The sequence below is a fragment of the Streptomyces sp. NPDC031225 genome, from assembly GCF_055570355.1.
The window spans coordinates 75,365-94,889 of record NZ_JBVIHJ010000017.1 but is presented as its reverse complement, the minus strand read 5'-3'; the positions used below and the strand labels follow the sequence as shown (position 1 = coordinate 94,889).

At 72.7% G+C, this 19,525-nt stretch carries 18 protein-coding genes and 1 pseudogene; 8 read left to right on the top strand and 11 right to left on the bottom strand.

Annotation, left to right across the window (positions count from 1 at the left end; genetic code table 11):
* Positions 1-74: 74 nt before the first annotated feature.
* Positions 75-959 (bottom strand): RNA polymerase sigma-70 factor, encoded by an 885-nt coding sequence (locus tag ACZ48Z_RS27430; protein ID WP_468738549.1) that lies wholly within the window; start codon positions 957-959, stop codon positions 75-77.
* A 155-nt stretch (positions 960-1,114) separates the two neighbouring features.
* On the opposite strand from ACZ48Z_RS27430, the gene ACZ48Z_RS27425 reads away from it, so the two are divergent.
* The 3 genes from ACZ48Z_RS27425 (at position 1,115) to ACZ48Z_RS27415 (ending at position 5,269) form a co-directional block, all read left to right on the top strand.
* Positions 1,115-1,945, top strand: coding sequence for an alpha/beta fold hydrolase (locus ACZ48Z_RS27425; protein ID WP_468738548.1), 831 nt, complete (start codon positions 1,115-1,117; stop codon positions 1,943-1,945).
* 192 nt (positions 1,946-2,137) lie between these two features.
* The gene (locus ACZ48Z_RS27420; RefSeq protein WP_468738547.1) at positions 2,138-3,724 is read left to right on the top strand and encodes an alkaline phosphatase D family protein; all 1,587 of its coding nucleotides are present in this window, start codon (positions 2,138-2,140) and stop codon (positions 3,722-3,724) included.
* A gap of 165 nt (positions 3,725-3,889) precedes the next feature.
* Complete coding sequence (locus ACZ48Z_RS27415; RefSeq protein WP_468738546.1) at positions 3,890-5,269, top strand: GNAT family N-acetyltransferase; 1,380 nt, start codon at positions 3,890-3,892, stop codon at positions 5,267-5,269.
* Here the strand turns inward: ACZ48Z_RS27415 and ACZ48Z_RS27410 are convergent.
* Positions 5,247-6,482, bottom strand: coding sequence for a trans-sulfuration enzyme family protein (locus tag ACZ48Z_RS27410; RefSeq protein WP_468738545.1), 1,236 nt, complete (start codon positions 6,480-6,482; stop codon positions 5,247-5,249). The genes ACZ48Z_RS27415 and ACZ48Z_RS27410 overlap by 23 nt on opposite strands.
* Positions 6,483-6,542: 60 nt before the next feature.
* On the opposite strand from ACZ48Z_RS27410, the gene ACZ48Z_RS27405 reads away from it, so the two are divergent.
* A complete protein-coding gene (locus ACZ48Z_RS27405) occupies positions 6,543-7,037 on the top strand; it encodes an Lrp/AsnC family transcriptional regulator (RefSeq protein WP_468738544.1) in 495 nt (164 codons plus the stop codon).
* A gap of 33 nt (positions 7,038-7,070) precedes the next feature.
* A complete protein-coding gene (locus tag ACZ48Z_RS27400; RefSeq protein ID WP_468738543.1) occupies positions 7,071-8,762 on the top strand; it encodes a DUF885 domain-containing protein in 1,692 nt (563 codons plus the stop codon).
* 132 nt (positions 8,763-8,894) lie between these two features.
* On the opposite strand, the gene ACZ48Z_RS27395 is transcribed toward ACZ48Z_RS27400, so the two are convergent.
* Both ACZ48Z_RS27395 and ACZ48Z_RS27390 read right to left on the bottom strand, forming a co-directional pair.
* The gene (locus ACZ48Z_RS27395; protein WP_468738542.1) at positions 8,895-9,410 is read right to left on the bottom strand and encodes an immunity 21 family protein; all 516 of its coding nucleotides are present in this window, start codon (positions 9,408-9,410) and stop codon (positions 8,895-8,897) included.
* 71 nt (positions 9,411-9,481) lie between these two features.
* Positions 9,482-9,967: a rhodanese-like domain-containing protein gene (locus ACZ48Z_RS27390; RefSeq protein ID WP_468738541.1), complete on the bottom strand. Its 486-nt coding sequence runs from the start codon at positions 9,965-9,967 to the stop codon at positions 9,482-9,484.
* Between the two features lie 94 nt (positions 9,968-10,061).
* Here ACZ48Z_RS27390 and ACZ48Z_RS27385 point away from each other — a divergent pair, with 94 nt between their 5' ends.
* Positions 10,062-10,508: an Lrp/AsnC family transcriptional regulator gene (locus ACZ48Z_RS27385; RefSeq protein ID WP_468738540.1), complete on the top strand. Its 447-nt coding sequence runs from the start codon at positions 10,062-10,064 to the stop codon at positions 10,506-10,508.
* Positions 10,509-10,565: 57 nt separating this feature from the next.
* On the opposite strand, the gene ACZ48Z_RS27380 is transcribed toward ACZ48Z_RS27385, so the two are convergent.
* The 4 genes and pseudogenes from ACZ48Z_RS27380 to ACZ48Z_RS27365 all read right to left on the bottom strand — a co-directional run.
* On the bottom strand, positions 10,566-13,559 hold the full coding sequence (locus ACZ48Z_RS27380) for an AAA family ATPase (RefSeq protein ID WP_468738539.1): 2,994 nt from the start codon (positions 13,557-13,559) through the stop codon (positions 10,566-10,568).
* Complete coding sequence (locus ACZ48Z_RS27375) at positions 13,556-14,719, bottom strand: exonuclease SbcCD subunit D (protein WP_468738538.1); 1,164 nt, start codon at positions 14,717-14,719, stop codon at positions 13,556-13,558. Before ACZ48Z_RS27375 ends, ACZ48Z_RS27380 begins: the two co-directional genes overlap by 4 nt.
* Before the next feature lie 702 nt (positions 14,720-15,421).
* Positions 15,422-15,904, bottom strand: coding sequence for a Clp protease N-terminal domain-containing protein (locus ACZ48Z_RS27370; protein ID WP_468738656.1), 483 nt, complete (start codon positions 15,902-15,904; stop codon positions 15,422-15,424).
* 156 nt (positions 15,905-16,060) lie between these two features.
* Positions 16,061-16,414 (bottom strand): annotated as a pseudogene (locus tag ACZ48Z_RS27365) (Clp protease N-terminal domain-containing protein); the annotation flags it as partial.
* 68 nt (positions 16,415-16,482) lie between these two features.
* Between ACZ48Z_RS27365 and ACZ48Z_RS27360 the strand changes: the two are divergent.
* Positions 16,483-16,842, top strand: coding sequence for an excisionase (locus tag ACZ48Z_RS27360; protein ID WP_468738537.1), 360 nt, complete (start codon positions 16,483-16,485; stop codon positions 16,840-16,842).
* 68 nt (positions 16,843-16,910) lie between these two features.
* Here ACZ48Z_RS27360 and ACZ48Z_RS27355 read toward each other — a convergent pair whose 3' ends face one another.
* Genes ACZ48Z_RS27355 through ACZ48Z_RS27345 form a run of 3 tightly spaced genes read right to left on the bottom strand, consistent with a single transcriptional unit; the run spans position 16,911 to position 18,843 of the window.
* Positions 16,911-17,537, bottom strand: a complete 627-nt coding sequence (locus tag ACZ48Z_RS27355; protein ID WP_468738536.1) for a YigZ family protein — start codon at positions 17,535-17,537, stop codon at positions 16,911-16,913.
* Positions 17,538-17,587: 50 nt separating this feature from the next.
* Positions 17,588-18,130: a SixA phosphatase family protein gene (locus tag ACZ48Z_RS27350; protein ID WP_468738535.1), complete on the bottom strand. Its 543-nt coding sequence runs from the start codon at positions 18,128-18,130 to the stop codon at positions 17,588-17,590.
* Complete coding sequence (locus ACZ48Z_RS27345) at positions 18,127-18,843, bottom strand: hypothetical protein (protein ID WP_468738534.1); 717 nt, start codon at positions 18,841-18,843, stop codon at positions 18,127-18,129. The genes ACZ48Z_RS27350 and ACZ48Z_RS27345 overlap by 4 nt, the downstream gene beginning before the upstream one ends.
* A 198-nt stretch (positions 18,844-19,041) precedes the next feature.
* On the opposite strand from ACZ48Z_RS27345, the gene ACZ48Z_RS27340 reads away from it, so the two are divergent.
* Positions 19,042-19,449, top strand: coding sequence for a CoA-binding protein (locus ACZ48Z_RS27340; protein WP_468738533.1), 408 nt, complete (start codon positions 19,042-19,044; stop codon positions 19,447-19,449).
* Positions 19,450-19,525 lie beyond the last annotated feature (76 nt).

The window sequence follows — 19,525 nt, the reverse complement described above, 5'->3', positions numbered from 1 at the left end:
CCCTGAGCGGCATGCGGGCGGGACGCCGGGCAGCGTTCACGAGGCGTTCGTACTGCGCCTCGTCCGCCCGGAGGTCACGCGGACGGCAGCGACCGCAGCTTGTCGGGGTTGCGGATGATGTAAACGGCCTGGATGCGCCCGTCCACGACGTCCAGCTGGAAGACCGAGTCGGGCTTTCCCGCGGACAGGACGAGCAGTGCCGGGCCCCCGTTGAGTTCCAGGAAGCGCCACGAGACGTCCTCGACGCCCTTCTCGGAGACGGCGACCAGGAAGCGGGCCACCTTGTCGGCCGACTCCAGCACCCGCAGCGGCGCCTTGGACTTGCCGCCGCTGTCGCCCACCAGGCGGACGTCCGGGGCCAGCATCGACATCAGGGCCGCCAGGTCGCCCCCGCCCGCGGCGGCGAGGAAACGCTCGGTCAGATCGCGGCGCCGGACCGGGTCGACCTCGTAGCGCGGCCGCCGTTCGTCGACGTGTCTGCGGGCCCGCCCGGCGAGTTGCCGTACGGCCGGTTCGGCGCGGTCGAGCATGGCGGCGATGTCGGCGAAGGGGTAGCCGAAGGCCTCCCTGAGGACGAACACCGCCCGTTCCAGCGGTGACAGCGACTCCAGGACGACCAGGACGGCGAGGGAGACCGAGTCGGCGAGAACGGCTCGCTCGGCGGTGTCGGGGACGGTGTCCCCGAAGTCGGTGACATACGGCTCGGGCAGCCACGGGCCGACGTACGTCTCACCGCGCGCCTTGACCTGGCGCAGCCGGTCGATCGCCACGCGCGTGGTGATACGGACCAGGTAGGCGCGCGGTTCGCGCACCTCGCCGCGGTCGGCGGCCGACCAGCGCAGCCAGGCCTCCTGCACGACGTCCTCGGCGTCGGTGACGCGCCCGAGCATGCGGTAGGCGACGCCCATGAGGACGGGACGGTGCGCTTCGAAGACGTCGGTCTCGGTATCGGTGGCCACGGGTTCATCCCAGCCCAGACGCCGGTTCGTGTCCAGGCGATATCCGTGCGGCGCAACACGGGTCTACCCGCGAGTAGCAATTGCTGACAAGCTGTCTACAGCGTGTCCGCCGTGCGTTCCCGTCTGAGCCCGTGAGCCGCCGTCAAGGAGCCCTCATGTCCGCCACCGTCTCCTTCGAAGTCCCCACCGCACAGGGGCCGAAGCCCGTGACCGTCTCCTACACGCGTGTGGGCCGCGGTGAGCCGCTGCTCCTGCTGCACGGCATAGGTCACCACCGGCAGGCCTGGGACCCGGTGGTGGACATCCTCGCGACCGAGCGCGACGTGATCGCCGTGGACCTGCCCGGGTTCGGCTCGTCCCCCGGCCTGCCGGAGGGCCTCGCCTACGACCTGGCCACGACGACGGCGGTGTTCGGGGCCTTCTGCGAGGCGCTGGAGCTGGACCGCCCTCATGTGGCGGGCAACTCCCTCGGCGGTCTGCTGGCCCTGGAACTCGGCCGCGAGAAGCTCGTACGGTCCGTCACCACCCTGTCCCCGGCGGGGTTCTGGTCGCAGGCCGAGCGCCGCTACGCGTTCGGCGTGCTGCTCGCGATGCGGCACATCTCCCGGCGGCTGCCGCTGCCGCTGGTCGAGCGGTTGTCGCGCAGCGCGGCGGGCCGCACGATGCTGACGAGCACGATCTACGCCCGCCCGGGTCTGCGGGCACCCGAGGCCGTGGTCGCCGAGACGCTCGCCCTCGCCCGGGCCACGGGGTTCGACGAGACCCTGCGGGCCGGCACCGCGGTCCGGTTCACCGACGACATCCCGGGACTCCCGGTCACGGTGGCCTGGGGCACCAGGGACATGCTGCTCGTACGCCGGCAGGGCGTGCGCGCCAAGCAGATCATTCCCCGCGCCCGGCTGGTACGGCTGCCCGGCTGCGGCCACTGCCCGATGAACGACGACCCCGCCCTGGTCGCCCGCGTCATCCTCGACGGCAGCCGCTGAGCCCTCGCGCCACCCGCCCCGCCGGGATCCCGGGTGCCGCACGCCCGGTGACCTCGGCCGGGCACTCTCCTTCGCACACGGGTTCCCTTGTTCCCGCGGCCAGTTGTTCACCCGCGGTTTCCGTATGCGCTGCGGGGCCCCAGTAGGTGTGGCATCGCACACTGGCCGGATCCCGTCCCTGGAGGCGCACTCATGTCCCACCGTCCGTTCCCCGGTCGTCGCAGCGTTCTGCGCGGATCCCTTGCCGCGTCGGCGGCCCTCACCCTGCCCGCGGTCTCCGGAGCCGCGCCGGCCTTCGCCCTGTCCGGGCGCCCCAGGGCGGGCTGGGGCGTGCAGGCGGGAGACGTGACCTCCGACTCCGGTCTGGTGTGGGTGCGTTCGGACCGCCCGGCCCGGATGATCGTGGAGACGTCCGCGACCGAGTCGTTCCGCAACCCGTGCCGGTGGCACGGCCCGCTGCTCGGCGCCGGCACCGACTTCACCGGTACGACCCGGCTGCACGGTCTGCCCTCGGGCGAGCAGATCCACTACCGCGTGCTGCTGGCCGACCCGGACGACCCTCGCCGCACCGGTGAGCCGGTCACGGGCACCTTCCGCACGGTGTCCGGCAAACGCCGTGACGGGGTGCGCTTCCTGTGGTCCGGCGACCTCGCCGGACAGGGCTGGGGGATCAACCCCGGCTTCGGCGGCTACACGATCTACCGGGCGATGGCCGAGCTCGACCCGGACTTCTTCCTGTGCAGCGGTGACAACATCTACGCCGACGGCCCGATCGCGGAGACCGCCGCCCTGCCCGACGGCAGCACCTGGCGGAACATCGTCACCGAGGAGAAGTCCAAGGTCGCCGAGACGCTGGCCGAGTTCCGCGGCAACTTCCGCTACAACCTGCTCGACCACAACCTCAGGGCCTTCAACGCCCGGGTCCCGTCCGTCATCCAGTGGGACGACCACGAGGTCCGCAACAACTGGTACCCGGGCCAGACGATCCTCGACTCCGACGCCCGCTACACCGAGAAGAGCGTCGACGTCCTGGCCGGGCGGGCCAGGCGCGCGTTCAGCGAGTACTTCCCGGTCTCCACGCTGCGGCCGGGTGCGCGGGACGGCCGGGTGTACCGGGTGCTGCGGCAGGGCCCGCTGCTCGACGTGTTCGTGCTGGACATGCGCACGTACCGCAACGCCAATTCGCCCGACGACCAGACCGTGGACCCGCAGGGCATCCTCGGCCGGGAGCAACTGGACTGGCTCAAGCGGGAACTGTCGCGCTCGCGCGCGGTGTGGAAGGTGATCGCCTCCGACATGCCGCTCGGCCTCGTCGTGCCCGACGCCACGGAGGGCAGGGCCAACATCGAGGCGGTGGCGCAGGGCGACCCGGGCGCCCCGCTCGGACGTGAGCTGCAGATCGCCGAGCTGCTGCGGTACGTCAAGCACCGGAAGATCACCGGCACGGTGTGGCTGACCGCGGACGTCCACCACACCTCGGCCCAGCACTACCAGCCCTCGCGGGCCGCGTTCACCGACTTCGAACCGTTCTGGGAGTTCGTCTCGGGCCCGCTGAACGCGGGGGCCTTCCCGGCCAGTGCGCTCGACGGCACCTTCGGTCCGGAGCGGGTGTTCGTGAAGGCACCGACCGCATCGAACGTCTCCCCCGCCGGCGGCTACCAGTTCTTCGGCGAGGTCGACATCGACGGCCACAACGGGGAGTTGACGGTCCGGCTGCGCGAGGCTGACGGCACGGTGCTCTTCACACAGGTGCTCCAGCCGGGGCGGGTGGGCCAGTGACTCCCGGCCCGCCCACGACCGAACAGTTGAAAAAGGCACAAAAGCACAGAAGATGGCTTTACCGATCAGTCACAATGCGTTCGTGATCACGCAACACCGTTCCTCCACAGTGGCTGCATGACTCGAGACATGTCTGATGTGACGCGTGCGAAACACGGTCGCCCCGTGCACCACTGGCGCCGCGACGTCATAGAACTCGCGGCCCTGTTCACGGCCGTCGCGGTGGCGGACACCGTGGCGAACCTGGTCGGCCACGGCCCCGACGGCACGGCGCTGCTGGTGATCTCGGCGGTGGCCCTGGCCGCCACCGCGGGGTTCCACACATGGTGGGCACGCCGCCACGGTCATGCGCCCCCGACGGGCGATACCGGTGCCCGGCCGCTGCCCCAGGGGGAGCAGGCCGGGCCGTCCGAGGAGCCGTCGGGGACAGCGGACCCCGTGGTCGCGGAGAACACGCTGTGGCGGATGCGGACCACGGTGAAGGACGCGCCGGGTTCCCTGGCCGCCCTGTGCACGGCCCTCGCCGGGCAGCGGGTCGACATCCTCAGCCTCCAGACCCACCCCCTGGCCGAGGGCACGGTCGACGAGTTCCTGCTGCGCGCGCCCGGCACGCTGGAGGGCTCCGAGATCACCCGGTCCGTCGCGCGGGCCGGCGGAGCCGACACCTGGATCGAGCGGGCCGACGCCCACGACCTGGTGGACGCCCCCACCCGGGTGCTGGGCCTCGCCACCCGGACCGCGCTGGACGCGGCCGAACTGCCTCTGGCTCTGCGGCAGTTGCTGGGCCGCTGCACCATCCGGTCGCTGCCGGCGGTTCCGGTGGGAGGCGGACGCGGACCGGAGGGCGTACCCGTGGAAGGAGTGCTCGAAGACGCCGTGATGCGGTTGCGGGGACCGGAAGGCGGAGTGATCACCGTGGAGCGGCCGTATCTGCCGTTCACGCCGACGGAGTTCGCCAGGGCCCGTGCCCTGGTCGAGCTGGACGCCCGGCTCGGTCCGCGGATTCCGCGCAGTCACGACGTGCTGACGCTGCCGGAGGGCAACGACATCACCGTGCGGCGGGCCGACACGGGTGACGTGGAGGCCGCGCGGGCGATGCACGAGCGGTGCTCGCCGCGGACCCTGAGCCTGCGCTACCACGGGCCGCTCGGGGACGCCGACCGCTATCTGAACCACCTGCTCAGTCCCCGCTTCGGCCGCACGCTCGCGGTGCAGACCGCCTCGGGACGGATCGTCGGGCTCGGTCATCTGCTCTGGGACGGGGACGAGACCGAGGTGGCGCTCCTCGTCGAGGACGCGTGGCAGCGGCGCGGGATCGGTGCGGAGCTGCTGGAGCGGCTGGTGGCCATGGCGGCCGAGGCCGGGTGCGAGAGCGTGTACGCCGTGACGCAGTCGTCCAACACGGGGATGGTCGCGGCGATGCGGGGGCTCGGGCTCCCCCTCGACTACCAGATCGAGGAGGGGACCCTGGTGATCACGGCGCGGCTCGCTCCGCAGGGAGAGCAGGAGCCTGCCGTGGGGATCACGAGGACCGAGACGCCGTAGAGACCGAGGCCGGGACGGTGGGCGCGGGTGCGCTGCGACGTGTCGCACGGCCTCTGGAGAGGCTTTTCAGCGCCGAGTCCAGATCGGTCCACAGGTCCTCGACGTCCTCCAGGCCCACCGAGAGGCGCAGCAGGCGGTCGCTCACGCCCGCGCCCCTGCGATCGTCCGCGTCGACGATGCGGTGGCTGATGGACGCCGGGTGCTGGATCAGGGTGTCGACGCTGCCGAGGCTCACCGCCGGGGTGATCAGGCGGACGCCGGCGATCACCTCGTGCGGGTCGCCGTCGACCTCGAAGGCGATCATCGCGCCGCCGATGCGCGGATAGTGGACCCGCGTGACGCGGGGGTCGGCGGCGAGACGCCGGGCGAGTTCGGCGGCGGTCGCGGAGGCGGCCCGGACCCGGACGGGCAGGGTCGACAGGCCCCGCAGGAGGAGGTAGCCGGCGAGGGGGTGCAGGACGCCGCCCGTGGCGAAGCGGATCTGCCTGAGCTGCCCCGCGAACTCCTCGTCGCAGGCCACCACCCCTGCCATCACGTCTCCGTGGCCCCCGAGGTACTTGGTGGCACTGTGCAGGATCAGGCGGGCGCCTTGTTCCACGGGGCGCTGGAGGACGGGGGTGGCGAAGGTGTTGTCCGCGAGGAGGGGCACGGAGCCGCAGGAGTGGGCCAGGGCCCGCAGGTCGACTTCGGCGAGGGTGGGATTGGCCGGGGACTCCACCAGGACCAGGCCGGTGTCCGCGCGCAGGGCGTCGGCGACCCCCGCCGGGTCGGTCCAGGTGACCTGCGAGCCGAGGAGCCCGGCGGTCAGCAGGTGGTCGCTGCAGCCGTACAGGGGGCGTACGGCGACCACGTGACGCAGGCCCAGGGTGGCCCGTACGAGCAGGACGGCGGTGAGCGCGGCCATGCCGCTGGCGAAGGCGACCGCGGCCTCGGTGCCCTCCAGCCGGGCCAGCGCGGTCTCGAAGCGGGCGACGGTCGGGTTGCCGAGGCGGCCGTAGACGGGCGGCCCGTCGGGCTCGGCGCCGGTGGCGGCGAAGGCGTCGATACGGGCGGCCTCGTCACGGCTGTCGTAGGACGGGTAGGTCGTCGACAGGTCGATGGGCGGGGCGTGCAGTCCCTGCCGGGCGAGGTCGTCGCGACCGGCGTGGACGGCCTCGGTGGCCAGTGCTCTGAGCGGCGTACGCGGGGTGGTGGGTGTGCGCGCTGAGTCCATGCCTGCAAGGGTGAACACCTACCGGGTATCCAGGGCAAAACCCCGTGCTACGTTCGGCTGATGACCGCATCTGTCGAACTGGATCCGGTGGACCTGCATCTGTTGCGGCTGCTGCAGAACGACGCACGGACCACCTACCGCGATCTCGCCGAGCAGATCGGCGTCGCCCCGTCGACCTGTCTGGACCGGGTGACCCGGCTGCGCCGCTCGGGTGTCATCCTCGGACACCAGTTGCGGCTGGATCCGGCGAAGCTCGGGCGGGGGCTTGAGGCGCTGCTGTCGGTGCAGGTCAGGCCGCATCGGCGGGAGCTGGTGGGGCCGTTCGTGGAACGGATCCGGGCGTTGCCGGAGTCGCGGACGGTGTTCCATCTGACCGGTCCCGACGACTACCTCGTGCACGTGGCGGTGGCGGACATGGCGGATCTCCAGCGGCTGGTGCTGGACGGGTTCACGTCCCGGCGTGAAGTGGCCCGCGTGGAGACCCGGTTGATCTTCCAGCAGTGGGACTGCGGGCCCCTGCTTCCACCGGCCACGCCCACAGCGGAATCCACGTGACTCCCGCGAGGTCTCCGTATGAGGATGGACCGCATGTCTGACACCCAGATCCCGCTCCCCCGTCAGGTCGCCGACGCGTACGTCGACGAGCTCATCGCCCTCGATCCGGTCACCGGTACCTATCTCGGCGTGAAGGAGAGTTCGAGCAGGCTGCCCGACACCTCACCGGCGGGCCAGGAGGCGCTCGCCGAGCTTCAGCGGGCCACGCTCGCCAAGCTCGACGAGGCCGAGCGGCAGGCCGGCGCGGACAGTGACATCGAGCGCCGGTGCGGCCGGCTGCTGCGTGAACGGCTGACGGCCGAACTCGCCGTGCACGAGGCCGACGAGGGCCTGCGCTCGGTCGGCAACATGGCCACGCCGGCGCACTCGGTCCGCGAGGTCTTCACCGTCACCCCGAACCAGACCGAGGAGGACTGGGCGGCGATCGTCGAGCGGCTGCGCGCCGTGCCGGCCGCGTTCGCGGGGTACCGCGAGTCCCTCGCGCTCGGTCTGGAGCGCAAGCTGTACGCTCCGCCGCGCCCGACCGCCACCTTCGTCGGACAGCTCACCGAATGGGCGGACACCGACGGTGCGGGCCGGGGCTGGTTCGAGGACTTCGCCTCGGCCGGCCCGGAGTCCCTGCGCACGGAGCTGGACGAGGCCGCCCGCACCGCGACCGCCGCCGTGGTGGAGCTGCGGGACTGGATGCGGGACGTGTACACACCGACGATCGAGGGCGCCCCGAACACCGTCGGCCGGGAGCGGTACGCCCGCTGGGCGCGCTACTTCAACGGCACGGACCTCGACCTGGACGAGGCGTACGCGTACGGCTGGTCCGAGTACCACCGGCTGCTCGGCGAGATGAAGCAGGAGGCCGAGAGGATCCTCCCGGGCGCCGGGACGCCGTGGGTGGCCCTCGCCCACCTCGACGAGCACGGCAAGCACATCGACGGCGTCGACGAGGTCCGGGACTATCTGCAGGGCCTGATGGACCAGGCGATCGACTCGCTCGACGGCACGCACTTCGAACTCGCCGAGCGGGTGCGGAAGGTGGAGTCCTGCATCGCCCCGCCCGGCAGCGCGGCGGCCCCGTACTACACGCCCCCGTCGGAGGACTTCTCGCGTCCCGGCCGCACCTGGCTGCCGACGATGGGCCAGACCCGTTTCCCGGTCTACGACCTCGTCTCGACCTGGTACCACGAGGGCGTCCCCGGCCACCATCTCCAGCTCGCGCAGTGGGCACATGTCGCCGGGGACCTCTCCCGCTACCAGGCCGCGGTGGGCGGCGTGAGCGCCAACGCCGAGGGCTGGGCGCTGTACGCGGAGCGGCTGATGGACGAGCTCGGCTTCCTCACGGACGCCGAGCAGCGGCTCGGCTATCTCGACGCGCAGATGATGCGGGCCGCGCGGGTCATCGTCGACATCGGCATGCACCTGGAGCTGGAGATCCCGGCGGACTCGCCCTTCCACCCGGGCGAGCGCTGGACGCCCGAGCTGGCGCAGGAGTTCTTCGGCGCGCACAGCAGCCGTCCGGCGGACTTCGTGGAGAGCGAACTGACCCGCTACCTCACGATCCCCGGGCAGGCGATCGGCTACAAGCTCGGTGAGCGTGCCTGGCTGCTCGGCCGGGAGAAGGCCCGCGAGCGGCACGGCGACGCGTTCGACCTCAAGGCCTGGCACATGGCGGCCCTGTCGCAGGGTTCGCTGGGGCTTGACGACCTGGTGGACGAGCTGTCACAGCTCTGACGGTCGCCGCGGGGCGCCCTTCGATCCGGCGCCTCGCGGTTCGGCCTCCGTCCGGCGACCGGCCCGGTCCGCCTCGTCCGTCGTCGGTCGAGCGGCGAGGCGGGCCGGTCGTCGTCCGGCCGCGCGTATGCCTCAGTCCGGGAGCCGTCGCAGGTGCACCAACCCCAGCCAGGTCTCCGGCCCGGGCCGCACGGTGGCCGCGCGTACCGCGTACCGGCCCGGGGCCAGCGAGACCTTCAGGTGGTCGGTGTTCACGGAGTCGTTGCCGGGCCAGGCCGCGTCGAAGAGGACGACCGGGCCGGGCACCGCCCAGTTCACCTCGGCCTCCCAGGCGGCGCCGGCGAGAGCGGCCGGGACTTCGGCGAGGAGTTCGTCCTCGGAGTCGGCGGCGCACCACCGTACGAAGGTGTCGTGGTCGGGGAGGTAGGAGGTCGAGGCGGGCTCGTCCCCGAGGACCAGGGCGGTGGCGTCGCCGACCGGCAACAGGCCCACACAGCCGTCGACTTCACAGGCCCGGTCGTAGTCGGAGGCCGTCTCGTCGCCGTCGGCGCCCGCCCAGAACGGGAGCACCGTCTCCGGTACCGCTATGAGCGGACCGCCGCCCGACTCCACCCACTCCACCGCACCCGGCTCCGCGTATCGCACCATGCGGCAGAACCTACACGCACAGGAACCCCGGAGTTGCACCTGCACAGCGATCCCGCCGCGGTCCCCGGGCCTCAACAGCCGCAGTTCGCCGCCTCGTTCGGTGCGGTCAACGGGTCGGTGCCGCGCCGCTCGCGGCTCTCCCGGGTCTCGAACTCGAAGCCCTCGCGCACCCAGTACTCGAAGCCGCCGAGCATCTCCTTGACCTGGTAACCGAGTTCGGCGAGGGCGAGCGCGGCACGGGTGGCGCCGTTGCAGCCGGGTCCCCAGCAGTACGTCACCACCGGCACGGACCTGTCGAGGAGCGGTCCGGCCCGCTCGGCGATGAGCGCGGTGGGCAGGTGGACCGCGCCCGGGATGTGCCCCTGGTCCCAGGCGGCGGCGGAGCGGGAGTCGAGGACGACGAAGCCGGGGTCCCCGTCGGCGGCGAGTGCGGCGGCGACGTCGGAGACGTCCGCGTGGAAGGCGAGGTCGGCACGGAAGTGGGCGGCGGCCTCGGCCGGGGCGGCGGGGGCGACACGCAGAACGGGGTTCACGGTGAGCGGATCGGTTGTCGTCATGGCCAGAAATCTACGACCCATGATCAGGAACCTGAAGACGGATTCCCCGGCATGGAACTTGATCGGCCGGGGATTCCCCTGCTATTCCTCACGGATGACCGCGTATTCCCCGGACGCCACCGACTGGCGCATCCTCGACGTCCTCCAGCGGGAGGGCCGGGCCAGTTTCGCCGAGCTGGCCCGGGCCGTCTCCATGTCGCCCAGCGCGGTCACCGAGCGCGTGCGGCGCCTGGAGGAGGCGGGCGTCATCCAGGGGTACGCCGCCGTCGTGGACCCCGACCGGCTCGGCCTGCCCATCCTGGCGTTCGTCCGCCTCCGCTACCCCACCGGCAACTACAAGCCGTTCCACGACCTGGTCGCCGTGACGCCCGAGATCCTGGAGGCCCACCACGTGACCGGTGACGACTGCTTCGTCATCAAGGTCGCCGCCCGCTCGATGCGCCACCTGGAGGAGGTGTCGGGCAGGATCAGCACGCTGGGCTCGGTGACCACGAGCGTCGTGTACTCGTCACCGCTCCCCCGGCGGCCGCTGGGCCTCTGAATCCGACGGCCCGCCAGGGTTCTGCGAGGTCGGCACGGGCCGGGCAGCCACGGAGGTTCAGCCCGCTCCCCGCTGTCTCAGCACCGACCCCGAACGCCCCTTCACGACCTCCAGTTGCGCATGGATACGCCTCCGCAGGTCAGCCACGTGACTCACGATGCCGACGCTCCGGTCGCGCTCCCGCAGCGAGTCCAGTACATCGAGGACCTCGTCCAGGGTCTGGTCGTCGAGACTGCCGAAGCCCTCGTCGATGAAGAGCGTGTCCAGCCGCACCCCGCCCGCCTCGTCCGTCACGACGTCCGCCAGGCCGAGGGCCAGGGCCAGCGAGGCGAAGAACGTCTCGCCGCCCGACAACGTGGCCGTGTCCCGTTCACGTCCCGTCCAGGCATCCACGACGTGCAGTCCCAGCCCGCTGCGGCCGCGGCCCGCGCGGTCGTCGGAGTGGACGAGGGTGTAGCGGCCCGAGGACATCAGCTGCAGCCGTGCGGTCGCTGCGGCCGCCACCTGCTCCAGCCGGGCCGCGAGCACATAGGACTCCAGGCGCATCTTGCGTTCGTTGTCCGCCGAGGTGCCCGCGGCGAGCGCGGACAGCCGGGCCACCCGGTCGTACTCCTCGCGCAGCGGCGCCAGTTGACGCAGGGCGGTGACCGAGCGGGTGGAGAGCCGGTCCAGCTCGGCGCAGCGCCGGGCGGCGGCGTCACGCGCGGAGGCAGCCTCGCGGACCCGGCGGCCCGCGTCGGAGGCGGCCCGTTCCGCCCGTGTCACGTCGGCGGGCGGCCGCCGGGCCGCCTCGGCGGTGTCGGTCTCGGCGAGGACGGCCCGCACGGCGGCCTCCTCGGCCTGCCAGGCGTCCAGCCGGTGCTGGAGCTCGCGGTGGGCCGCCGCGTCGAGGAGGGCGGCGGCCGCGGCCTGAGGGGTGTCGAAGCCGGCCCGGAAGGCGGCGTCGGCGAGCCTGGCGTCGGCGTCCTTGAGCCGCTGGGCGGTGTCCTCGGCCACCCGGGCGGCGTCGGCGGCGTCGGTGAGCAGCGCGGCCTGCCGCTCCAGCTGGGCGGCACGGGCGGCCACGCTGTCGGCGGCGCCCCGCGCTTCGGTCAACTCGGCTTCCAGGACGGTTCGTTCCCGGTCCAGCGCGTCACGGCGGGCGCCTCGGGAGGCGGTGCGCACGGCGGCCTCCTGCTGGGCGGTGAGCCGCCGCTCGCGTTCCCGTTCGGCCTGCCGCAGCTGCTCCGTCGCGGTGTGCAGGGCCGAGGCGAGGCCCCGCACCTGGGTGTACTCACGCTCCAACTCGTCCACCTGGGCCGCGAGTTCCTCGGTGGACGCGTCCCCGGCCTCACCCTGGGCCGCGGCCAGCGCCCGCTGTACGAAGCCCAGGCGGCGCTCGGTCTCGGCCCGCTGTTCGTCGGCGCGCTGCGAGGCGGCGAGCGCCCGCTCCTCGGTCTCCCGGCCGACATGTCCGGCGTCCTTGCGGGCGGGCGCGGGGTGCTCGGGGGCTCCGCAGACCGCGCACGGCTCACCGTCGGTGAGCTGTGCGGCCAGTTCGGCGGCGATGCCGTTCAGCCGCTGTTCCTTGACGTCCAGCCAGTCGGTGCGGGCCTTCAGGGCGCGCTCCGTCGCCTGGATCACCTGTTGCTGGGCGTCGTCGGTGTCCCGGGCGAACTGGTCGCGCTGCCGTGCGGCGGCAAGGCGCTTGCGGGCCGGTTCCCGCTGCACGTCCAGCTGTTCGGCGCGGGTGGCGGCCTCCTGGGCGGTCTCGACACCGCTGAACAGACCCGCACGGACCTCCTCCCATCCGGCCAGCCACGCCTCGGCCTCCTGGAGTACGTCCTCGTCGGACCGTTCCTGACGGGCCAGGTCGGCACGTTCCGTGAGGAGTTCGGCCAGCCGCTGCTCGGCACGCCGGGCCGCGTCCAGGCCGCCCAGTTCCTCGGCCGCCCGGCGTGCGGCGGCCGCGAGGCCGGCGGCCCCGGCTCCCGCGAAGGCCTCCGGCAGCAGCTCACGCGCGCGTGTCTCGGCCACGGCGGCCCGCCGGTGCTCGGCCTCGGCGGCGTCGCGCAGCTCCAGCGCGGGCGCCACCGCCTCCGCCTTGCGGGCCCGCTCCATGCGGGCCTGTGCCTGGTGGTAACCGTCGGCGCGCTCCTCCAGCAGCGCGGCACGCTCGCGTGCCTGAGTGAACCGCCGTTGCAGCCGGTCGACTTCGCGTACGTCGGCCAGGGCGCGCTCGGCGGCGGCCTGACCGGACTCGGCGGCGCTCAGCGCGCAGTGGGCGATGGTCAGCTGCTCACGGGCGGTGCTGCGGGCGACGGCGGCCGCGCTCAGGACGGCCTCGGCAAGGCCCGGCTCGCCGGGGGCCAGCCCGGGCAGCTCCATGGCGTCGCCGGCCGCCTGCTGCATGCGGTGCGCGTCGGCCAGCAGCGCGGCATCCCCCTCGCGCACCTGCGCCTCGGCGGCACGGCGGCGTTCGGCCAGCCGCTTCTCGACCTCGGCGAAGCGGTGGGTGTCGAAGAGGCGGCCAAGCAACCTGCCGCGCGCCTCGGCGTCGGCTCGCAGGAAGCGAGCGAAGTCGCCCTGGGGCAACAGCACGACCTGGCAGAACTGTTCGCGGCTCATGCCGAGCAGCTGGGTGATCTCCTCACCGATCTCCTGATGGGACCGGCTCAGGTCCTTCCAGGTCCCGGCGGCTGTGTCGTACTCGCGCAGCCAGCTCTGGGCCTTGTCCAGCGTCGTACCGGAACCGCGCTTCTTGGGGCGTTCCCACGGCGGTTGCCGGGTGATCTCCAACCGGCGGCCGGTGACGGTGAGTTCGAGCCGGATCTCGGTGCGGGTGGTGGCCCCGGCGTGGTCGCTGCGCAGTGTCAGGCCCTGGCCGCTCTGCCGGGCCCCCGGCACGGAGCCGTACAGCGCGTAGCAGACTGCATCGAGCACGGAGGTCTTACCGGCTCCCGTCGGTCCGTGCAGCAGAAACAGCCCGGCGGCCGACAGCTCGTCGAAGTCGACCGTCTGGGAGCCGCCGAACGGGCCGAAGGCGGTGATGTCCAGCCGGTGCAGCCTCACCGGGCCACCTCCCGGACGACCTCGTCCGCGCGCACGGCGTCGAACGCGTCCCGCAGCACGACCTGTTCACGCGCGTCGGGCCCGGCCCCCCGCACATGTGCCACGAAGTCGTCGGCGATCTCCTGGTCACTGCGTCCGGCCAGCCGCCGGGCGTAGGACACGTCGGGGTCGTCCGGTGACCGCTCGGGATCGAAGACGAGGCTGAGTGTGTGCGGGAACCGCTCGCAGAGCCGGGCCATCGGTTCCGCCGGGCGGACCGGGTCGGTGAGGGTGGCCTCGACCCATGCCTCCTCGTGGGGCGCGAGTCCGGGATCGGCGAGGAGTTCCTCCAGCTTCCCCCGGATCCGGGCCAGCGCACGCGGCACCGGGCAGTCGAGGCGCTCGGCGGTGAGCGCGCCCCCGGCGTCCAGGTCGACGAGCCACATGCTCTTGCGGTGGTCGGCCTCCGAGAAGGAGTACGGCAGCGGGGAGCCGGAGTACCGGACGCGCTCGGTGATGGTCTGACTGCCGTGCAGGTGCCCGAGAGCGGTGTAGTCGACCCCGTCGAAGATCCCGGCGGGCACCGCGGCCACCCCGCCGACGGTGATGTCCCGCTCGCTGTCGCTGGCCTCGCCGCCGGTGACGAAGGCGTGCGCGAGGACGACGGAGCGGGTGCCCTCCGCGCGGGTGGCGAGGTCGGCGCGGACCCGGTCCATGGCGGCGGCGAGCACGGCCTCGTGGCCCGCCTTCACCACCCCGAACTCGTCCTTCACCAGGGCCGGTTCGAGATAGGGCAGTCCGTAGAAGGCCACATCGCCGTGCGCGTCGGTGAGCACGACGGGCGTCCCGCACGCCGCCGGTTCCGTCCGCAGGTGGACTCCGGCGCGGCCGATCAGTCCCGCCCCCACTCCGAGCCGCCGGGCCGAGTCGTGGTTCCCGGAGATCATCACCGTCGGTACACCCAGGTCGGCGAGCCGGTGCAGCGCGTCGTCGAACAGCTCGACCGCGGCGAGCGGCGGCACCGCACGGTCGTACACGTCTCCCGACACGACCACCGCGTCCACCCCGCGCTCCCGCACGGTCGTGACGAGGTGACCGATGAACTCGGCCTGCGCCCCCAGCATGGCGACCCGGTGGAACGCCCGGCCGAGATGCCAGTCCGACGTGTGCAGAATTCTCATGAAACCGCCCCGAACTGCACGTTTACCCCTACTGCGCCTCTAAGACCAGCACGAACCAGCACGGGGCTCGCCGTCAACACCCGCCACGCTAACGCATTGCGTCCCCTGATCACGCGCCGCGAGCCGGGTATGAGGAGAGCGCGAATGCGGCGGAAAAAGGGCTGCCATTCGCAGTACTGCCGTCGGACCCTCAACGCGGCTGATTCGAGAAACCGAGGAACTCCATTACGGCTCCGTGAGGTTGCCGTCGGCCGGCGGTGCGCCTCAAGGCACGTGGCCGTGTCGGGTACGCGCAGGCCGCGCTGACGAGAGCGTCCGCTCAGAGCTGATGACACATCAGCGGCACTTGTGCAGGGGCTCTGAGTTCCGAGGTGCGGCGTGCTCGGCTTTCCGGCGAAGAACGCAGGCTTTTCGGCTGCGTCGGGCGGCATCAGAATTTGGTGTTCGTATTCCATGCCGGCGGTGGGAACGGCATCCGGGTGCGCGGCGGCACAGGACCGCCGAACGGGACACCGTCGAGCAATGCCATGGGGGCGCCCTACCCCACCGGCGTCAGGTGCGCGCGGGCTGACACCGGCGGGGCGCGGCACGCGATCCCGGGGTCGCCGACCGCCACGGCGGGCTCCGGGGACCGTTTCGTTCAGCCGGGCGACAGTCCGCTCGGCACCGGCCCGACGGACGGCCGACGCCCTGTCGGTCGCCTCAGCGGCGGAGCCGGGGCGCGAGCACCGAGCGCACCGCCCTGGCCACCTTGCTCGCGGCGGAGCCGTCCTCTCCTTCGGGGTCCGCCGGTTCCAGCACGTGCTGGATCTGCAGCAGCAGGTGGCTGGTCGACCTCCAGAGCGGGACGAACATGCCGGCGACGGGACCGGCGCCACGAACCGGGCCGCCGGACAGCTCGGTGACCCTCCTGGCGAGGGTGACGGTGGCCGGGTCCCGCAGGATCAGGTGCACCTCGTCGTCGACCAGCCGGATCTCCATCCTGCGCGCGGCGGCTTCCTCCGGGTTCGCGTCCGTGGTCGTCTCCGGATCCAGTGCGTCGATCTTCGCGGCGACCTCGTCCGGGTCGACCCCGAGTTCGCGCAGCACCCTGGCCGCCATGCTGTTCTCCGCCCGCAGCATCGCCTCCAGCAGGTGATGGCTGCCGACCGGTGCGCCGCCGGCCAGCGCACTGGCGGTGGACACGGTGGCCTCGGCGGCAGGTGTCCCGGCCGGCCATGGCCCGCCCGCGACGTCCTGCGGTCCCTCCACGGATGCCAGCACCGCGGCGCGGATCCTGCTGACCGGACCGATCCGCTCGGCCAGCACCTTCACGCCGAGGCCTTCGCCCTCGTCTCCGTCCTCGCCCTCCCTGACCAGGGCGAGCAGGATGTGTTCGGTGCCGATGGAGGTGTGGTGCAGCTGCTGCGCCTCGCGCAGTGCGAGGTCCAGCGTCTTCTTCGCGCTCGGCGCGAACGGGATATGACCGTTCAACTGCTTCGGGCCCGGCTCGACCGCCGCGGCGACATCGGCCCGCGCCGTCTCCTTGTCGTACCCGAGCCGGTGCAGAACCCTCGCCGCGACGCCGTCCGGGGCGTCGAGCAGTCCCAACAGGATGTGCTCCGTGCCGATGTAGTCGTGCCTGAGCAGCCTCGCCTCCTCCTGAGCCATGACAACCACCTTGCGGGCTTCCTTCGTGAACCGTTCGAATGGCATGTCCCCATGGTCCCAACCCTGTCAATACACTGGTAATGACAGGGTCACCGTGCTGAAGGGAGGGTCTGATGGAGACACCGTCGGACTGGGAGGGCCGGCTCGCGCGCTGGCAGAACGAACTGGAGCTGTTCGAGCAGCTGGAGGAGACCCCCTGGGTCACGCTGGCCAGGGCGGAGGCCGAGACCGGTGTTTCCCGTTCGGCCCTGCGGTCCTGGTACCGCAACGGCGAGATCCGGTCACGGCTGGTGGACGGCCCGAACGGTCCGCAGCGCCTGGTCCAGCTGGACGCGGTGATCGAGCGTGCCGCCACATCACCGCGCATTCAGCGCCGGGCGGAGCGCGAAGTCAGCCTGGAGGCACAGGTCACCCTGCTACGGCACCGGGTCGACCAGCTTGAGCTGCGGCTGGCCGCGCTGGAGCGGAGGTGACCGCCGCGGCCGGAGAATGCTGACACCCGGCCCCGTCCTCCCGGCTCACCCGGCCCCGTCCTCCCGGCTCACGCGTCCCCGTACGCCTCCCCGCCGAGCTCGAACCCGGCCGTCCCCGCGGTCACGTCCGCGAGCCATCCCCGGAACGCCGCCACGTCCGCGTCCGGCAGCCCGATCTCGATCGTGACCGCTTCGCCGTAGTGGACGTCCCGGACCTCGCGTCCGGTCGTGTGCAGGTCGTTCTGCACCTTGCCCGCGCGCTGGTGGTCGACGGTGACCGTGGCGAGGCGGAAGCGGCGGCGGGTGAGGGTGCCGAGCGTGTCCAGGGCTTCGCCGACCGAGCCGCCGTAGGCCCTGATGAGGCCGCCCGCGCCGAGCTTGACGCCACCGTAGTAGCGGGTGACGACTGCGACGACGTAGCGCATGTCGCGGCGCAGCAGCATCTGGAGCATGGGGACGCCCGCGGTGCCGCCGGGTTCGCCGTCGTCGCTCGCCTTCTGGATCCCGGCGTCGGCGCCGATGACGTAGGCGTAGCAGTTGTGGGTGGCGTCGGCGTGCTCCTTGCGGACGGACGCGACGAAGTCCTGGGCCTCCTGCTCAGTGGCGGCCGGGGCGAGGGCGCAGAGGAAGCGCGAGCGGTTGACCTCGGTCTCGTGCACGCCCGCGTGGGCCACCGTGCGGTACTCGTCCTGCATCCGGCCAGCCTAATCCGTGGGCGCCGAGGCCCCGACGGGCTGCCCCGGCGTCACGTCCTGCGGCCCCGCGGCACCGACATGGACGTGAGGAGCGCCGCTCCCGGGGCCAGGTCCCGCCAGGACGCACCGCGCCATTCCAGCACCGCGACCGCGGAGGTCGGGAACTTCACCCGGACCTCGTCCAGCGCGTCGTCGAGGCCGTCCCCGGCCAGCGTGAGGACCAGTTCCTCCAGTCCCGGGTTGTGCCCGACGAGCAGCAGCGTCACGACCTCGGGCGGCGTCGCGTGCACGGTCGCCAGCAACTCCGGTACGTCGGCCCCGTACAGCTCGGGATCGAGGCGGGCCGGCGACGGGGTGTCCCATCGAGCGGACGCCAACTCCCAGGTGTGCCGGGCGCGTACGGCCGTGGAGCACAGGACGAGGTCGGGGAGCAGGCCGGACTCGGCGAGGTGGCGGCCCGCCTCCGGCGCGTCCCGCAGGCCGCGGGGCCCGAGCGGGCGTTCGTGGTCGGCGACGCCCTCGGGCCAGGCGGACTTGGCGTGCCTGAGGACGACGAGGCGACGCGACGGGCCCGCTCCGGTCGCCGCGGTCATGCCGGGGATCCGACGTCGCGAGCCAGGTCGAGACCGAGCAGCCGGTCCGCGTAGACATACGTTTCGAAGCGGGCGCCCTCCGGCAGTTCCGACTCCTCGACCCGGCGCAGCACGCGCAGGACCTCGGGTACGTCCAAGTCGTCCTCCCAGGCGGTACGGAGCCGTCCGCGCACCTCGTCCGGGACGGGCCTGGACGGCTGCCGTGCCCAGACGGCGACGGCCCGACGCCAGCGTACGAGGGTCTCGTGGGCCTCCGTCAGGGCGGCCTCGTCGAGCCGGGCGGGTGTGCCCCGTCGCGCGGTGAGCAGGGCGAGGCGGACGACGGCGGGGTCGGCGCCCTCGGGGATGTCCGCGGTCTCGACGGGCGCGACGACGACCCGTACCCCGTCCGGGGTCGCGCCGCCCTCCCCCACCACGTGGACGACCTGGTCCTCGCCCCAGCCGGGGCCGACGTCCCGGCGGTCCTCGAAGGGCTTGGCGCCGAGGGCGGCGGCGCCCGCGTGCAGTTCCGCCTGTTCCCGGCCGGCGGAGAGCAGCGCCCACACGGGGGTGCGGCCGAGTTCCAGGGCCCGGACCAGGATGTCGGCGACCAGCAGGACGCGCAGGGCGGAGGCGTCGTAGCCCGGCACATGGGCCTCGACCCGGGTCAGGCCTCTGCGGGCGGGGGCGGCGTCGACGGGCTCGCCGGTTCGGGCGTCGGTGATGCACAGCACGGGGCGAGCGTAGGCGGACGGAGGGCCCGGTGGGGGGAAGTGGCGCGGATTCCGGACAAGGGGGTGGGGTGCGTCCGGGGCCTTTGCCGACGGACGGGCTTCCCGCTCCTGTCCGTGGGCCGGGAAGGTCCGGGCAGCGGCCGGTGTTGCACGCAGAGCCCGGGCAACGGCCCGCGGCCCATTCCGAGGAGGCCCCACGTGTACGGCGACCCTGCAACGATCCGCAGAATCCTCACCGAACTCGGCGACACCTGGGCGATCGTGGGACTGTCGGCGAACCAGCGGCGCGCGGCCTACGGCGTCGCGGAGGTGCTGCAGCGGTACGGGAAGCGGATCGTGCCCGTGCACCCGAAGGCCGAGACGGTCCACGGCGAGCAGGGTTATCCGTCCCTGGACGCGATCCCCTTCCCCGTCGATGTCGTCGACGTGTTCGTCAACAGCGACCTGGCCGGTCCGGTCGCCGACGAGGCCGCCGCGATCGGCGCCAAGGCCGTCTGGTACCAGCTCGGTGTCATCGACGAGGCCGCGTACGACCGCACCCGCGCCGCCGGCCTCGACATGGTGATGGACAGGTGCCCGGCGATCGAGTTCCCCCGGCTGGGCTGACGCCCCGCAGGCCATCGGTCACCCTTTCACCACTGGGCCGGCGCCACCGCGTCACCGACGCGCCCGCGCCCCGAGA

Bases quoted from the DNA above. Each gene is read 5' to 3' on its own strand.
- ACZ48Z_RS27425 (WP_468738548.1), top strand. From the start codon at position 1,115: ATGTCCGCCACCGTCTCCTTCGAAGTCCCCACCGCACAGGGGCCGAAG.
- ACZ48Z_RS27420 (WP_468738547.1), top strand. From the start codon at position 2,138: ATGTCCCACCGTCCGTTCCCCGGTCGTCGCAGCGTTCTGCGCGGATCC.
- ACZ48Z_RS27410 (WP_468738545.1), bottom strand. From the start codon at position 6,482: ATGGACTCAGCGCGCACACCCACCACCCCGCGTACGCCGCTCAGAGCA.
- ACZ48Z_RS27405 (WP_468738544.1), top strand. From the start codon at position 6,543: ATGACCGCATCTGTCGAACTGGATCCGGTGGACCTGCATCTGTTGCGG.
- ACZ48Z_RS27400 (WP_468738543.1), top strand. From the start codon at position 7,071: ATGTCTGACACCCAGATCCCGCTCCCCCGTCAGGTCGCCGACGCGTAC.
- ACZ48Z_RS27395 (WP_468738542.1), bottom strand. From the start codon at position 9,410: ATGGTGCGATACGCGGAGCCGGGTGCGGTGGAGTGGGTGGAGTCGGGC.
- ACZ48Z_RS27390 (WP_468738541.1), bottom strand. From the start codon at position 9,967: ATGACGACAACCGATCCGCTCACCGTGAACCCCGTTCTGCGTGTCGCC.
- ACZ48Z_RS27385 (WP_468738540.1), top strand. From the start codon at position 10,062: ATGACCGCGTATTCCCCGGACGCCACCGACTGGCGCATCCTCGACGTC.
- ACZ48Z_RS27375 (WP_468738538.1), bottom strand. From the start codon at position 14,719: ATGAGAATTCTGCACACGTCGGACTGGCATCTCGGCCGGGCGTTCCAC.
- ACZ48Z_RS27360 (WP_468738537.1), top strand. From the start codon at position 16,483: ATGGAGACACCGTCGGACTGGGAGGGCCGGCTCGCGCGCTGGCAGAAC.
- ACZ48Z_RS27355 (WP_468738536.1), bottom strand. From the start codon at position 17,537: ATGCAGGACGAGTACCGCACGGTGGCCCACGCGGGCGTGCACGAGACC.
- ACZ48Z_RS27350 (WP_468738535.1), bottom strand. From the start codon at position 18,130: ATGACCGCGGCGACCGGAGCGGGCCCGTCGCGTCGCCTCGTCGTCCTC.